The organism is Anatilimnocola floriformis, from assembly GCF_024256385.1.
Lineage (GTDB): Bacteria > Planctomycetota > Planctomycetia > Pirellulales > Pirellulaceae > Anatilimnocola > Anatilimnocola floriformis.
In genome coordinates, this window is record NZ_JAMLFW010000002.1 from 58,483 (window position 1) to 73,693 (window position 15,211).

Sequence of the window (15,211 nt, forward strand, 5' to 3'; positions counted from 1 at the left end):
GACGCATCTGGCTAGAGCAATTCCGCGAGCTGTGTCTCTTCGGTGATCTCGTCCTCGTCGCAGCCGGTCATTTCAACGAGGTGCTGGACTACGATCTTCTTGATCAGCTCGTGCGTGAGCGGAATTCCCGACAGCCGGCTGAAATACTTGGGGTTCTTCCAGAGTAACTGCTGAGCCAGTTCGCCCACCGTCTTTGCTATGGGCACGCGGCCAAAGAGACAGCGCGCGATGACCAACCGAATGCCCCACACCACCAGCCCGCCGCAGAGAACAACAGCCAGATCTTGCAGCGGTAGGCCGTTCCAAATCGAGGCTAGCAACAGCACGATCGAAACGCCTGTGATCAGCCAGAACTGATACCACGAGAGAAACAGCGGCGGCACTCGCAGGCCGCGGTGACGAAACTCGGCGAAGAGTTGCCATGGGCTCACTGCCTCGGGCAACTCGGTCAGCCGCAGTTCGGCGGGAAACGCCCAGCCCGCGGAATCGCGGCGGCCCAGCATTTCGGCCAACTGTCGTTGCAACCATTGCAAGGCAAACTGCTCAAGCGAATGTGCGTCAGCCATCGGTTTCAAATCTCCTGCCTTCGATTCTCGACTGCCAGCCGGTCCGCTGGCAAGCAGCTGTATCGCAGGTTACTTTTCGCACGAACTTTGTTGCAGACCGCGCCCGTTTCGTGCCGCGGCCAAACCTGGCGCATATCCGCCACCAATCCACCCATCAAAAAATCTTGATTATTGCCTCGGCGATGCGATATGATCGGAAATGGCCCAGTTTGCCTCGCGCGACTGTGCCCCTTTCCCACCTCGCCTGCGGGCTTACCAATCCCCTTGGAGTCCTCCCCATGCTCAAGCTTCGTCTTGCCGATCCAAATCTCTCGGGGCACTCGAACTATTGCGACGGCGTTTCGCGCCGCAGCTTTTTGCAACTCGGGGCTCTCACCATGGGCGGGCTGACGCTCAGCCAGCTCTATCAAGCCGAAGCGGCGGCCGGCGTGGGATCGTCGAACAAAGCCATCATCAACGTCCACCTCAGCGGCGGTCCGTCGCACCAGGACATGTTTGATCTCAAGCCCGATGCGGCTGCCGAATTCCGCGGCGAGTTCCGGCCGATCTCGACGAACGTTTCGGGCATGGATATCTGCGAGCATTTCCCGCTGCTGGCGACCATGGCCGATAAGTTCGCCGTCATCCGTTCGATCATCGGCTCAACCGGCGCGCACAGCAACTATCAAACGCATTCGGCCTACGACGAACGCGATCTGCGAAACGCCGGTGGTCGCCCCGCGCTCGGCAGCGTGGTTTCGAAACTGCAGGGCGCCAGCGAGAGTGGCGCTCCGGCCTTCATCTCGTATGACGGCGGTCATCCCGGTTATCTCGGCGCCGTTCACAAGCCATATCAGCCGATGGGCGGCAGCTTGAATCTGAGCGACAAGCTGACCAGCGCTCGCCTCGACGAGCGCACGAACCTGCTCGGCCAGCTCGATACCATTCGTCGCGATATCGATGGCGGCGGCCAGATGGCGGCGCTCGATTCGTTCACGCAGCGGGCCGTGAATGTCGTGACCAGCGGCGCGGTCGCCGATGCTCTCGATTCGAATAAGACCAGCCAGCGCGATCGCGATCGTTACGGCAAGGAAGGGACTTCGTTCCTGCGAGCTCGCCGCCTGGTCGAAGCGGGCGTACGCGTGGTGTCGATGAACTGGGGTGGTTGGGATACGCATTCGGATAACTTCACTTCGCTCAAACGGCAGCTGCCCAACATGGACCGCGGCCTGAGTTCGCTGCTCATCGATCTGTCGGAGCGCGGCCTCGATAAGGATGTGACGGTTGTCGTGTGGGGTGAGTTCGGTCGTTCGCCGCGGATCACTTCCAACGGTGGCCGCGATCACTGGCCGCAAGTCATGATGGCCTTCCTCGCCGGCGGCGGCATGAAGCTCGGTCAAATGATCGGCACCACAACCAAGAACGCCGAAACCGCCAAGGACCGCCCGGTTCATTTCCAGGAGGTCTTCGCCACGCTCTATCGCAACTTGGGCATCGATGTGCGCAGCGCGCAGTTGGTCGACACCGCCGGCCGGCCGCAGTATCTGCTCGACAAGCGGGACGTCATCAGCGAATTGGTTTAGCTCGATCTATTCGGCGATCGTCTCGATCCGCCGCGATGAACCGCTAACTCGTTTGAAAAAACGCGGCCCGCTTCGCCCCTTTGGAGGCCAGCGGCCGCTTCTTGCCGCTCGACTGAACAGGGCGCGCCACATCAACTTCCGCGGCCGTGCGCTGCATCCGCTCCTCGACCCAATTCATCATGGCCACAGCCTTTGCGCTGCCCGGAGCCGGAATATCCTTATCGTCCATCGGCTGTTCAACGGCCGGCGGTGAACAGGCCTCTTTCGGTGGGTTCACAGGCTCGTGCGCGTTCGTTTCAGCCGCGGGTCCGTTTGTTTCAGCCGCGGGCGCTGCCTTTCTCGGGGCGCTGCTGTCCAAGTGAGGATCCAGCTTCGGCTCGGGCAACTCGGTCAGGAGCATGGCAAACCGGCTGGCCGCTTGTAGGTAACGAAGATCGCCAAAGCCCATGCGTGTGGTGGTGCAGCCCGTCTTTTGACTGTGCGGCTGGCGGACGATTTTCTGCGCCCCCACCGAGCGGTGAAAACAAAGCAGCGCCTCGCCATAGAGATAGTTGATCCGCTCCGCGGCGAGCAGTTTGGCGGCAAAGACCTGCCGCTGCGTTTCTTCTTCGGTCGGCAACGGCGCCGTTTCCACGATCAAGCGCGACAGCCGCGCCACAATCTGGCAAACCCGCGTCTGCGAAATGCCGAACTCCTTCGCCGTCACATGCGTCGACCAGTGAGCCACCTTCACAAACCGATAGATGGCCCAATCGCGCTCGCTGGGCTGCTGCCCACCCTGCAGAACTTCACTCGCCTGTTCGCCCCTCGTCGCCGTGCTCAATAACCTTGCTCCTGGTCAGGATGAAGAAGATTCTCACCCCTGATTAAAGAACAGTGCGTGGACAACTCTGGTCCGGATTTTGGTGATCTTCTAACGACTGATTGCTAAGTTTGCAGCGAATCCAGAAAGCCCGACGCGTGAGCGGAAGGGAGAACCGCTAGTGCAACCAACCATTGGCAACGTGCGGCAGCACCAAAATGGTGGAGCGGCGAGCGAGCGCAAATCGGTGCGCAAAAATCAGAATCCAACTCGCTTCTTATTGTGCTACCGCACGTTGTTGGACCTAAAGTCCACTCGCCCAAACCTTCGGCTCACGCCTCGGGCTACCTGAAGCGTTGAGGCGTTGAGGAAGCGACCCAAGATATCGTCAGCTCAATCCGAGCGCTTGGCGCTTCTCGTGAATGAACACGACGTGATGCTCGATGTGCCGCGAGACTCGCTCGAGCAACTGCTCGAGCGTGAGCGGACCGGCTTCCGAATGAATGCCGCGGCGGGCGAGGGCCGAGTCATCGAGCGTGCGCAGAATGCTCGTCATGTGGCGGCGGAGGAGATCGATGAGCTGCAGTTGCTCATCGAAATTGCGTTGCTCGTAGGCCAGGCGGGGAATGTATTGTTGCTCGTCACGCCCCGGCAACGATGGATCGGTTTCGGCAATCACGACGGCCAATCGATCGACGCCGATCACTTCGAAATCGGCGATGTGCGCGACAACCTCCAGCGTGCTCCACTTGCCAGCCACCGGCCGCGCGGCGACTTGCTCGCGCGTCATGCCGCTGACGGCCCGCTTCAGCAGCTCGGCCCCCGCTGCATAACGATCGATGAGCGGGGTGATTTTTTGGTTATCTGCCACGAATGTTTCACTATGAATCTGGTTCGAAAAATCAGCCGCCGGGCGCTAGCCCCCGGCTTGGTCGTTGGCCACGAGGAAGAGCCGGAGGCTAGCGCCTGGCGGCTGATGGGACGATCCGAATCATCGACGTGGCTCTAGTGCTTCTTCTTATTCTTCTTCCCCGACTCGGTCCGTTCTGGAATCCGCATCGAGTAGAACGAGCGCCAGACGAAGACCAGGGCGATGACGAACAGGATTCCGCCAGCAATCTTCGTGAAGTCCTGGCTGTGGGACTTTTCGGCTTCGTGCTTCATTTCCACAGCGATTTCGACCGCGAGCAGGCCGAACAGCGTCGAGAACTTGATGATCGGGTTGAGCGCCACCGAGGTCGTGTCCTTGAAGGGGTCGCCCACCGTGTCGCCAATGACCGTCGCGGCATGCAGCGGCGTTCCCTTTTCCTTGAGGTCGACTTCGACGAGCTTCTTCGCGTTGTCCCACGAGCCGCCAGCATTGGCCATGTAGATGGCTTGGAACAAACCGAAGACTGCGATCGAAATCAGGTATGCGACGAAGAAGTTCGGATCGAAGAACGCAAAGGCCAGCGTGAACGACATCAGGGCGATGAAGATATTCCACATGCCCGTTTGAGCATACTGCGTGCAGATGCGGACGACCGTTTTCGAATCCTCGATGTCGGCCGTCTTCTTGTTGAGGTTCATATTCTTCTTGATGTATTCGACCGCGCTGTAAGCACCGGTCGTCACGGCTTGCATCGAAGCTCCGCAGAACCAATACACCACCGAGCCGCCGCAGATAAAGCCGAGCAACACGGGAGCGTCGGTCAGGCTCAGCGCGAGCAGACCTTCACGGCCGAGGAGCAGAATGATCGAAAAGATCATCGTTGTCGCGCCGACCACGGCCGTGCCGATGAGCACCGGCTTGGCGGTCGCTTTGAACGTGTTACCGGCCGAGTCGTTGGCTTCGAGGTAGTGCTTTCCTTGTTCAAAGTTCGGCTTGAAACCGAAGTCGCGATTGATTTCTTCGTGAATGCCCGGCTTGCTTTCGGTTTGAGCGAGTTCGAACACCGATTGCGCGTTGTCGGTCACCGGGCCGTAGCTATCGACGGCGATGTTGACCGGCCCCATGCAGAGGAAGCCGAAGGCCACCAGACCAAAGGCAAAGATCGAACCGACGCCGACCAGATGAATCGAATCGGCGAGCTCCGTTTGAATCGTGGCTTTGGCGGGAGCGTCAACTTGCGTCGCTGCATTTAGCTTTTCCGACTTTCCGGCAACGGCCCATTCTTTGATGATCGTTTTTTTGTCTGCATCATCGACCTTCGAAGCGGCCAGAGTCTTCGACGCCGGCGGCGCGAGCGAAACCCTCATCACTTCATTAATGCCGCCCGGCATTTCGCTCACGTAGAGCGCGACACCCATCAGGCCCGCGATGAGAATGCCTTTCCAGAACGCGCTGAAGTTACCAGCGACCAGGCCCGAGAGAATCGTCAGCGAGGCGCCACCTTCGCGCGACGCAGTCACGATTTCTTTCACATGCGCGCTGTGCGAGCTGGTGAAGACCTTGGTGAACTCCGGAATGAGCACTGCAGCGAGCGTGCCGCAGCTGATGATCGACGCGAGTTGCCACCACAGTTGCGGCTTGGCGACCCCTTCGACTTGCAAATCGCTGAGGAGCAGCCAGCTCATGCCGTACGAAGTGCTGATGCAGAGGATCGAAGCAATCCAGATCAAACGGGTCAGCGGCTCTTCGAAATCGAATTCCTTCAGCTCGCCGTACTTGGCTTGCGAGATACCTTGGTTCAGGAAGTAAGAAGCGCCCGACATAAAGTCCATTAAGAACCGCATCGCAAACAGCCACACGATGAGCTTGGCTTGCAGTTCGATCTGGCCCGTGGTGAGCGCGAGCGTGATGAACGAGATCAGCGCCACACCGGTCACGCCGTACGTTTCAAAGCCGTCAGCCGTCGGACCGACCGAGTCGCCGGCGTTGTCGCCAGTGCAGTCGGCGATCACGCCCGGGTTACGCGGATCGTCTTCCTTGACATTGAAGACGATCTTCATCAGATCGGAGCCGATGTCGGCGATCTTCGTGAAAATACCGCCGGCGATACGCAGCACCGAAGCGCCGAGCGATTCACCAATGGCAAAACCGAGGAAGCAGATGCCGGAGATTGCCGGCGGCACGAACAGCAAGATCACGATCATCATGACCAGTTCGAGCGAGATCAAAAACAGACCGATCGACATCCCCGCTCGGAGCGGAATATTGACGACGTCCCAGGGCCTGCCGCGCAGCGAGGCGAACGCCGTGCGGGCATTGGCCAGCGTGTTAATCCGAATGCCGAAGTAGGCAACCCAGTAAGAACCACCCATGCCGATCAGCGAGAAGATCAACACGATACCGAACGTATCCCAGCCCTTCTTTTGTAGTCCCACAAAGTAATACGCCATGGCGATCGAGATCAGCACAAACAGCATGAGCAGGAATTTCCCCTGCTGCAGCAGATACGTTTTGCACGTTTGAAAGATGATCTCGGCGACGTCGAGCATTGACTTGTGGGCCGGCAGCTGACCGATCTGATACCGCAGATACAGGCTCATGCCCAACGTGCCAATGATCACAAACGAACCGGCCAGCAGCAGCCGATAGCCGTTGATCTCTTGCCCGCCGATTTTGAATTTCGCCGTCGCCATGTCGGGCAACTTCAAATCGGCTTCGCCCGCCGAGGCAAAGTCGGGAGCAACCAAGAAGGGCGCTGCGACGAGGAGGAGCAGCACCATCCAACGCGGGAACTTTCGAACGACGACATCCATGGAGAGAACCTGTGCGTGCGTACGGAGAAAACGTGCCTAGTGAAAGTGACAGTAAAGTTATCGATTCGCCGACCTCCCGAAAAGTAGAGGCAGGCGATTGCGGGGGATTTATTTTCCCTTCCGGGCGTGCAAGGGCGGTTGGAGTCGCGGTGGGCGAGGCGCGAGACGCGGAACGCGGGACGAGAGAGGAGAGATGAGAGATGAGGGGAAAGGCCTAAGACGAATCTGCACACGCTTCTCTCGCCTCCCGCCTCCCGCCTCTCGCCTCTCTTCTTTCTAATAGCCGTTACCAAAGCAATCGCTACAAACTTCGATAGAGCCCCTCCCATGACCGTTCGTACTCGTTTCGCTCCCAGCCCCACTGGCTACCTGCACATCGGCGGCGTCCGCACCGCGCTGTTCAATTGGCTCTATGCCCGGCAACACGGCGGGCAGTTCTTGCTGCGGATCGATGACACCGATGCCGAGCGCAACGTTGCGGAAGCCCTGCTGCCGATCATCAACGGCTTTAAGTGGCTGGGGATCGATTGGGACGAAGGTCCGACCGACGACGGCAAAAATAGCCGCGGCCCGCATGGCTCGTACTTTCAATCGCAACGGCTGGGTCGCTATCAAGAAGCCGCCGCGAAGTTGCTCGCCAGCGGCCATGCGTACAAGGATTACGCGACGCCCGACGAAGTGAAAGCCGAGCGCGAACAAGCCCAAGCCGAGAAACGGCCGTTTTTGTACAGTCGTAAATGGATGGCCGAAACGCCCGAGCAGGCCGCGAAGTTTGAAGCCGAAGGCCGCGCAGGAGTCGTTCGTTTAAAGATGCCCCGCGAAGGAAAATGCATCATCGACGATCAGGTCCGCGGCGTGTGCGAGTTCGACTGGAGCAACGAGCAGGACCACGTCATCCAGCGCGCCGATGGCACGTGCCTCTATCACTTGGCCAGCGTTGTCGACGATTACGATTTTCAAATCACGCACGTCATTCGCGCCGAAGAGCACCTGCCGAACACGCCGCGGCAGGTCTTCATCGTGCAGTCGCTGGGTTATCCGCTGCCGGTGTATGCCCACTTGCCGTACGTTGCCGAGCCTGGCAGTAAAAACAAATTGAGCAAGCGGAAGATTCCGCAGTACCTCAAGAATCCGGACTTCAAACGGCTGTATGACCACGGCGTGGAGATTGTCAGCAAACTCGGCCGAGAGATCTCTGCCGATACGTTCAATCCCGTGATCGTCGATTTCTATCGCGACGTCGGCTACCTCGCCGATGCGATCATCAACTACTTGCTCCTCCTCGGTTGGTCGCTCGACGACAAGACCGAAGACTTCACGCGCGAAGAGATGATCAAGAGTTTCACGCTGGGCCGCGTGACGAAAGCGCCGGCGAGCTTCGATTGCAAAAAGCTCTGGAACTTTCAGGACCGCCACATGCAACGGCTGCCGATCAAGCAGAAGGTCAGCAAGATGTGCGACTTCCTGCAAGCCGCGAAGCTGTTGCCGACTCCGCCGCCGTGCGACGTCGCGCCGAAGCTGACGCGGATCATCGAAGCGGCCGGCGATCGCTTGAAAGTGGCCGGCGACATTCTTGCGTACGCCGATTTCTTTTTCGTCACGTCCGAGCAACTGCAGTTCGACGAAAAGGATTTCGAAAAGCGCGTGAAGCCGCCAGCCCAACTCGCGCTGCTGCAGAAGTATCGCGCCAAGCTAGCAGCCGCGACCGACTTCACGGCGGCTCCGCTCGAGGAAATGACCAAGGCGTTCCTCACCGAGGAAAACATCAAAATCGGCGACATCGTCCACACCATCCGCGTGGCGATTTCCGGCAAAGGCGTTGGCCCTGGTCTATACGACTGCCTCGAATTGCTGGGAAAAGAAGCCTGTCTGGCGAGAATCGACCGGGCGGTGGCGAAAGCGGCAAGCTAGGGACGAGAGGCGAGAGACGGGAGGCGAGGGAAATTCAGCTACTCGAAAACCGAGGTTCGTCCTAAAATTCAAGGGTCGGGAGATGTTTTTGCATTTCCCTCGTCTCTCGTCCCCCGTCTCTCGCCCCTTCCTCATGTCCCACAACCGCACAGCAACGGCAGTGATTGTGGGACTCGCCTCGGCGGCTAGTTTTCCTTGGCTGTTCTCGACGGCGGCGCATCTCGCGCTGATGATCGCGCTGGTCCTGTTCGGCAGCAGTCATTCGCACCAAGCTAAGGAAGGGAAAGTCGGCCGCACGTTGAAGCTCACGCTCGCGACGGGAACCGGCGATGGGACCGATAGTCCGGAAGGTGGCGAAGAAGGTGGGGCGCCGCCGGGACTGGCTAATAGCGCTCCGCCGCTGCTCAACGCAGCGCCGCAGCTCGTGCCGGTTGTGAATGAAACGCCGGAGCCGCCGAGTGTGCTGTCGGAGCGGATCAACGCCATCGGCAATTTGCCGCAACCGATGGAAACGCCGAGCGTCGATGTAACCAGCTTTCCCGTGCCGTCGGTCATCGAAGCCAACCCGTCGAACTCTGCTGCCGCTCCTGGTACAGGCAGTACACCGGGCGATGGCATCGCTGGTGGAAATGGCCGCGGTCAGGGGCGCGGTTCGGGCGTGGGCAATGGCTCCGGCAACGGAGGCCCGGCCTCGGCGAGCATCTTCGGCGTCACGGGTCGCGGCATGCGGTTTGTTTATGTCTTCGATCGTTCGGCGAGCATGTCGGGCTACGAAGGCCGACCGCTGGCCGGAGCGAAGCGGGAGTTGCTGCACAGCTTGAAGGAGCTCGACAGTATTCATCGCTTTCAGATCATCTTCTACAACGACAAACCGCACATCATGAATCTGGATCCCGATCGGCCGCCGCAACTTCTCTTCGGCGACGAGAAGGGACGAAACCTGGCGGAAACATTTGTCGGCGGCATCTTCGCCGACGGCGGCACGCGGCACATGGAAGCGCTGCTGCTGGCGATTCAGCTGCGGCCCGATGTGATTTTCTTTTTGACCGATGCCGACGAACCAAAGATTTCCGCCCCCGACCTGCGGCGAATTCGCGAACGAAGTCGCGGCATCAGCATCAACGCAATCGAGTTCGGCTCGGGACCCTCAAGTGGCCGTTACACATTCCTGCAGCAGCTCGCCGCCGAAAACAACGGCCAGCATGTGTATGTCGATGTGACGTCACTACCACATCCGTAAGCCTGGCTTTCCGGCTGTTTCGGGAGCGCGACCCACAAGCGGCAACAAAAAAAGCGGCGGTCAGGAGATCCTGACCGCCGCTCGTGTTCATCAAGCAAAGCTGATTAGCTTAGGCCCAGTTGCCTTCGGCCATGGCAGCGTCAACACCGCCGACGTATTCACCAGCCGACAAGGGCTGCGGAGCAGCCACGGCGAGCGGGGTGCCGACGCCGAAGAAGTCGCTGGCCTTGCCGTCGATGCGGAGGAGGTAGTTGCCGTTGGCGTCATAGCCCAGCACGCGGAAGCGAGCGAGGTTCGAAACGTTGGTCGCCGGAGTGGTGGTCGGGCGATTCGGATTGCGGGTGTCGTAGGGATTCACAAAGATCCGAACGGTGTGGGCAACACCCAGGCCGTCGGTCGCCGTCAGCGTGGCGGCCTTCAGATCGGCATCGAGCACCACGCTCACGTCGGTCATGCCGCCCCAGTTCTTCAGCGACCAGCTCCAGATGGAGTTGCCGGTGAGGGTGGTGGCCATCACGAAACCGTCCTTCGAGCTGCTGGCGTCGAGTTCGGCTTGCAGGCCCGAGCTGTTGACCAGTGCGGCGGCGTTAATGGCACCTTCACCGAAGTCGTTGCGCGACACGCCACCGGCCAGGCCGAGCAACGGCAGGTCGAGCAGAATGTCGTCATTGGCGAACAAGGTGGCGGCCAAGCCCAGGGTCTCCAGCCGATCGGACAAACCGACAGGCTGCGTTTCCTTGATGTGATAGTCACCTGGTTCGACACCGGTGAATTGGTAGAAGCCGAGGTAGTTGGTTTCGACCGTGATCGGCGCGATCGCACCGTTGATGTCGCTGGCGCCCGTGAGAGTGACTTGAACACCCGACAGCGGGAAATCGACGCCCACGTCGTAAGTGCCGTTGGCATTCACATCGCGATAAACATAGCCGTTGACATCAGTCGGGATGAAATCGACCACGTCGATGCGGACCGTGACGACCGTCGACTTCGGATCGGCCACGCCGTTTGTCAGGCCGTTGTCGGTGATCGTATAGGTGAAGCTATCCTGGCCGATGTAGCCGGCGAGCGGAGTGTAAGTCACCACGCCACCGACCAGCGTCACCGTGCCGCCCGCGGTGCTCGTTGCCGACACAGCGGTCAGCGTGAGCGTTTGCGTGCTTTCGTTGGCCGGACCAGCCGTATCGTTGGCCAGCAGCGAAGCTGCCGTGAACGTGCGGTCGCGATCCTTGATGACGGTGTAGCGAGTGGTTGGGCTCGGATCGGTGCCACCGACCGGAGCATCGTTGACTTCGGTCACGGTGATGGAAACCGTGGCCGTGTTCGAATCGAGAGCCAGCGGTGCGATGGTCGATTGATCGTTGACCTTGTAGGTGAACGAGTCTGGACCGTTGTAGTCGGCAGCCGGCGTGTAATCGATCTTGCGGGTCGTGGTGTTGAACACCGCGGTGCCGTGTTGCGGCGGCGTGACGATCGTCACCGACCAGTTGGCCTTGGCGGTATCGGGGTCGGTGTCGTTGGCCAGAGCATCGATCGCAACCGAGGTGTCTTCGGCGGTCGTGGCCGTGTCGTTATTCGCAACCGGCGGATCGTTCAACTCGGTGACCGTGACGGAGACCGTCGCGATGTTCGAGAGGTTGTTCGGGCTGTTGTGGTCGTCGAGCTGATAGGTGAACGTAGCCACACCAAAGAAGCCGGCCGCTGGCGTGAACTTGATCGTGCCGTTGGCATTGACCACCGCCGTGCCTTGCGTGGCGAGCGGAGCCGTGACAATGGCGACCGTCGTGCCAGCTTGCAGCTGACCAGCAGTGCCGGTCGGCGGATTCACATCCACATCGCGATCGTTGGCGGTGACCGCGATATCGATCACCTGGCCTTCGGAGATGGTCACCGCGTCATCAACAGCGTTGGCGGCATCGTTGACGGGGGTGATGGTAAACGAAGCCGTGCGAGTAACCGACTTCGGATCGGCAGCACCGTTCGTCGTGCCGTTGTCGGTCACGGTGAACGAGAACGAAGCCGGGCCGTTGTAGTTGGCCGTCGGAGTGAAGACCACATCGGTGCCTTGGATCGCAACCGTGCCGCCGACCGGGGCCGAAACCGCGGAGATCGTCAGCGTTTGCGTGTTTTCGTTGGCTGGACCAGCCGTGGCGCCCGTCAGCAGCGTGGCGAACGGAACGGTTACCGTGGCCGTGTCTTCGGCGACATTGGCGAGCGTTTGATTGCTGGCCGTCGGAGCGTCGTTCACTTCGGTGATCGTGAAGGTCACCGTGGCAGTGGCTGACTTTGGATCGGCAACGCCGTTGGTCGTGCCGTTGTCGGTGACGGTGTAAGTGAAGCTGGCCGGGCCGTTGTAATCGGCGGTCGGCGTGAACTGCACGTTGCCACCGACGACCGCAACCGTGCCACCCACGGCAGAACCTGCGGCGGTGATCGTCAGGGTTTGAGCCGTTTCGAGCGGGCCGGCGCTGTCGTTGCCGGTCAAGGTTGCGGCGGTGATGGTCCGCACCCCCGAGTCTTCGGCAATGCTGCTGATCGCATCATCCACGGCAGTCGGAGCGTCGTTCACTTCGGTGACGGTCACATTGACCGTGCCGGTCGAGTCAGCACCCAGGCCCGAGTTGTCGTTCATCGTGTAAGTGAACGAGTCAGGGCCGAAGTAGTTCGGAGCTGGGACGTAGACCAGGTTGTCGCCCACGCGAGTGATCGTGCCGTTGTGGGCCGAGGTCGCTTGGAACGAGAGCAAGATGCCGGTCGCACCGACATTCACAATGTCGTTGGCCAGCACGGTAACAGAAGTGCCAGTCGAGCTGTCTTCGGCAACCGTGGCGTTGTCTTGGCGAGCACGAGGGCGAGTGGCCGGGTCGACGGTGATTGCGACCGACTTGGTATCGCTCTGAGCGCCACCTGTGCCGGTGTTGCCTTGATCGTTGACCGTGATCTGCAGCGATTCGGCTGTCGGAGCAAAGCCGATCGCGGCAGTGTAGGTGATGCCGTTGAGGGCCGTGTTGATATTGGCAATCGTGCCCGTGAGGGTCACGTTGTTGGTGTCATTCGTACCGATCGTCACACCAGGCGTCGTGTTGACATGAACGGTATTACCCGCGGTGACATGCAACGTGACGAGCACGGGGCTGCTGCCGGCATCGACGTCGGAGACTTGAATGAGCGTGCCGTTCGCCGAATTGAGGACGAGCGGATCGCCTTCGACCACGGTGGGAGCAATCGTCACGCCGCCGAGTTCCACCACCGGCTTATCGTTGACGGGCGTCACAACCAGCGAGACGCTGCCAGTCCCTTGCAGGGCCGGAGCCGGCGTCTGGCCGTTGTCGTTAATGGTGATGTTGAGCGTAAAGTTGCCCGTAGCATTCGCGGCTGGCGTGTAGCTCAGGCCGTCGAGGGCCAGGTTCAAGTCGTCCTTGGTGCCATTGACGGTGATGGTGCTCGTACCGTTGCCAACCAAGCCCGTCAGACCATTCGTGCCGGCGAGCGTGAGGGTACCGTTGCCAGCACCGACCGACAGCGTGAGAGTCATCGGCAAGGTCGGATTGTCGACGTCGTTGACCGAGATCCCGTTGCCGCCACCAGAAGTGAAGACGCGGGTGGTGTCTTCGGCAAAGGTCTGGGCGACGGTCGGCACGGTGACCGTCGGAGCGTCGTTGACCGGGGTGATGTTGATGGTGACGGTGGCCGTGTCGGTGTTACCACCCTGATCGACCACGGTGTAGGTAAAGGTGTCCGTGCCGTTCACATCGCCGCCGGGAGGCGTGTAGCGAATCTGCGTGCTGCCGGGAAGGATCTGGACGTTGCCCAGCGTACCGGTGGTGTTGACGCTTTGAATCGTCTTGGTCGTATTCGGAGTCGGCGAGTTATTGACGTCGTTAGCGAGCACGCTCAGGGTGAGCGGGGTCGTGCTCCCTTCGGTGATCGTGGCCGTGTCGTCGCCAGCGCTCAGCGGTTCGACGATCGTGATCGAGTCATTGACGACCGTGATCAAGTCGACTGTCACCGGAACATTGAAGCCGACCACGCCCGATTCCAGGCTGTCGTTGACATTGGCAAACGACACTTGGATCGGCACGATGCCGGCATCGTTAGCCGTCATACGCAGGCGGACGATTTCGGTCGGCGCGGTGCCCGGGAAGGGATCTTGGAAGTTGCTGCCGCCGATGTCGTTAATACCGAATGTTTCGACGAAACCGACGCGTTGATCCTGGTAGAACGGCGGATCATCGTTGAGCGGGGTGCTGTCGGTGTCGTAGAAAGTGCGGACGCGGAAGGCATCGGCAACCGCAGCGAGAACGGTGGCCGGCGGGGTTTGTTGACCCGGCACAGCCCGGACGGCAGCGTTGGTTACACCCTTGACGAGTTCGGTGACGACGATCGACGACGAACCACCCAGGCTGGCATCTTTGGTCGCGACGACGTCTGGCACGTCGAGATTCGACAGTTGATTGATGAACCGCAACTTGAAGTTCGTGGTCCCCGTGCCGCGAGAGACTTCGACGCGGCCTTCGCCCAGGGCGTTATCGAGAGCCGTTTGGATATTGGCGTTCGCAGTGTCGCGATTCGCGGCATAGGTGATGGGAGCCGTGGTCTTCAGCGTGCCGTGGTCGTTGACCGTCAGCGTGAACGTACCGTTGTTCGTGCCGCCAACGATGTTGATGTTCTGCACATCGTTGACTTCGAAGTCGGTCTTGGTCGTGTCATAGAGCACGTCGAAGAACGAGGTGATGACACCGTCGGCCGATGTACGGGTCTTGCCCATGTAGCTCAGAACGCCAAGGTCCTCAGCCAGAATGCGGACGTCGTAGAAGCCACCCTTCGAGATCGAAGTGATGTCGTTGTTGGTGCCTGCGGCGACGATTTGCACCGTGATCTTGATCATCGGATCGCCAGCGCCGGCCGACGAATTGAGGCGATTGATAACAGTCACCGCGTCCATCGACGTCAGGCGGTTATCGTTGTTGACGTCGACGAATGGCAACGGTTCGTTGCTCGATTCACCGCCAGAAGCGCCAGTCACGCCACCGGTCGCCAGGCTGCGGGCGCCGCGCGTGTTCAGGTCGTTGATGATCGTGATGGCATCGAAAGCCGTAATGCGGCCGTCGTTGTTCACATCCAGCGGCTGCTGAATGTTCCAGTAGGGATAACGGATCAAGCCGGCGCCACCAGCGGCATCCATCACCGAACGTTCTTCGAGGGCCTCCGCGAAGAGCGCACGGCGCTGAAAATCTTGCCGGCGAGTTTTTTGCCGGGAAGAACGAGCCGACGAAGGGACACGACGCTGACGACCAGAAATTGTCATGAATTTTACCCGTAGCGAAACGAAGTCTCTGTTCCCGATGCAAATTAAGCAGTTTTGCGGGTGAGCTGGTGCTTCGCCTCAGAAGCACTCGCTCACTGCTCGAATTCGCTGACCCCTACCCCAAAAGCAAAAACAGCTGAA

General features: G+C 60.0%; 8 protein-coding genes. 3 read left to right on the top strand and 5 right to left on the bottom strand.

Annotation, left to right across the window (positions count from 1 at the left end):
- Positions 1–11: 11 nt before the first annotated feature.
- Complete coding sequence (locus tag M9Q49_RS25090; RefSeq protein ID WP_254512008.1) at positions 12–566, bottom strand: hypothetical protein; 555 nt, start codon at positions 564–566, stop codon at positions 12–14.
- Between the two features lie 278 nt (positions 567–844).
- Here M9Q49_RS25090 and M9Q49_RS25095 point away from each other — a divergent pair, with 278 nt between their 5' ends.
- Positions 845–2,128: a DUF1501 domain-containing protein gene (locus M9Q49_RS25095; protein WP_254512010.1), complete on the top strand. Its 1,284-nt coding sequence runs from the start codon at positions 845–847 to the stop codon at positions 2,126–2,128.
- Between the two features lie 43 nt (positions 2,129–2,171).
- Here the strand turns inward: M9Q49_RS25095 and M9Q49_RS25100 are convergent, their stop codons facing one another.
- From M9Q49_RS25100 to M9Q49_RS25110, 3 genes are all read right to left on the bottom strand, one after another.
- The gene (locus M9Q49_RS25100) at positions 2,172–2,951 is read right to left on the bottom strand and encodes a hypothetical protein (RefSeq protein ID WP_254512012.1); all 780 of its coding nucleotides are present in this window, start codon (positions 2,949–2,951) and stop codon (positions 2,172–2,174) included.
- A 367-nt stretch (positions 2,952–3,318) separates the two neighbouring features.
- The gene (locus M9Q49_RS25105) at positions 3,319–3,801 is read right to left on the bottom strand and encodes a DinB family protein (RefSeq protein ID WP_254512014.1); all 483 of its coding nucleotides are present in this window, start codon (positions 3,799–3,801) and stop codon (positions 3,319–3,321) included.
- Positions 3,802–3,935: 134 nt separating this feature from the next.
- Positions 3,936–6,614, bottom strand: coding sequence for a sodium/proton-translocating pyrophosphatase (locus tag M9Q49_RS25110; RefSeq protein ID WP_254512027.1), 2,679 nt, complete (start codon positions 6,612–6,614; stop codon positions 3,936–3,938).
- A gap of 327 nt (positions 6,615–6,941) precedes the next feature.
- Between M9Q49_RS25110 and gltX the strand changes: the two genes are divergently transcribed.
- Together gltX and M9Q49_RS25120 are read left to right on the top strand one after the other, a co-directional pair.
- Positions 6,942–8,525, top strand: a complete 1,584-nt coding sequence (gltX, locus tag M9Q49_RS25115; protein WP_254512029.1) for a glutamate--tRNA ligase — start codon at positions 6,942–6,944, stop codon at positions 8,523–8,525.
- Positions 8,526–8,658: 133 nt separating this feature from the next.
- On the top strand, positions 8,659–9,765 hold the full coding sequence (locus tag M9Q49_RS25120) for a hypothetical protein (protein WP_254512030.1): 1,107 nt from the start codon (positions 8,659–8,661) through the stop codon (positions 9,763–9,765).
- Positions 9,766–9,874: 109 nt separating this feature from the next.
- Here M9Q49_RS25120 and M9Q49_RS25125 read toward each other — a convergent pair whose 3' ends face one another.
- Complete coding sequence (locus tag M9Q49_RS25125) at positions 9,875–15,070, bottom strand: Ig-like domain-containing protein (protein ID WP_254512032.1); 5,196 nt, start codon at positions 15,068–15,070, stop codon at positions 9,875–9,877.
- Positions 15,071–15,211: the final 141 nt, after the last annotated feature.

Coding starts and splice junctions, on each gene's coding strand:
- M9Q49_RS25125 (WP_254512032.1), bottom strand. CDS start 15,070: ATGACAATTTCTGGTCGTCAGCGTCGTGTCCCTTCGTCGGCTCGTTCT.
- M9Q49_RS25095 (WP_254512010.1), top strand. CDS start 845: ATGCTCAAGCTTCGTCTTGCCGATCCAAATCTCTCGGGGCACTCGAAC.
- M9Q49_RS25120 (WP_254512030.1), top strand. CDS start 8,659: ATGTCCCACAACCGCACAGCAACGGCAGTGATTGTGGGACTCGCCTCG.
- gltX (WP_254512029.1), top strand. CDS start 6,942: ATGACCGTTCGTACTCGTTTCGCTCCCAGCCCCACTGGCTACCTGCAC.
- M9Q49_RS25090 (WP_254512008.1), bottom strand. CDS start 566: ATGGCTGACGCACATTCGCTTGAGCAGTTTGCCTTGCAATGGTTGCAA.
- M9Q49_RS25110 (WP_254512027.1), bottom strand. CDS start 6,614: ATGGATGTCGTCGTTCGAAAGTTCCCGCGTTGGATGGTGCTGCTCCTC.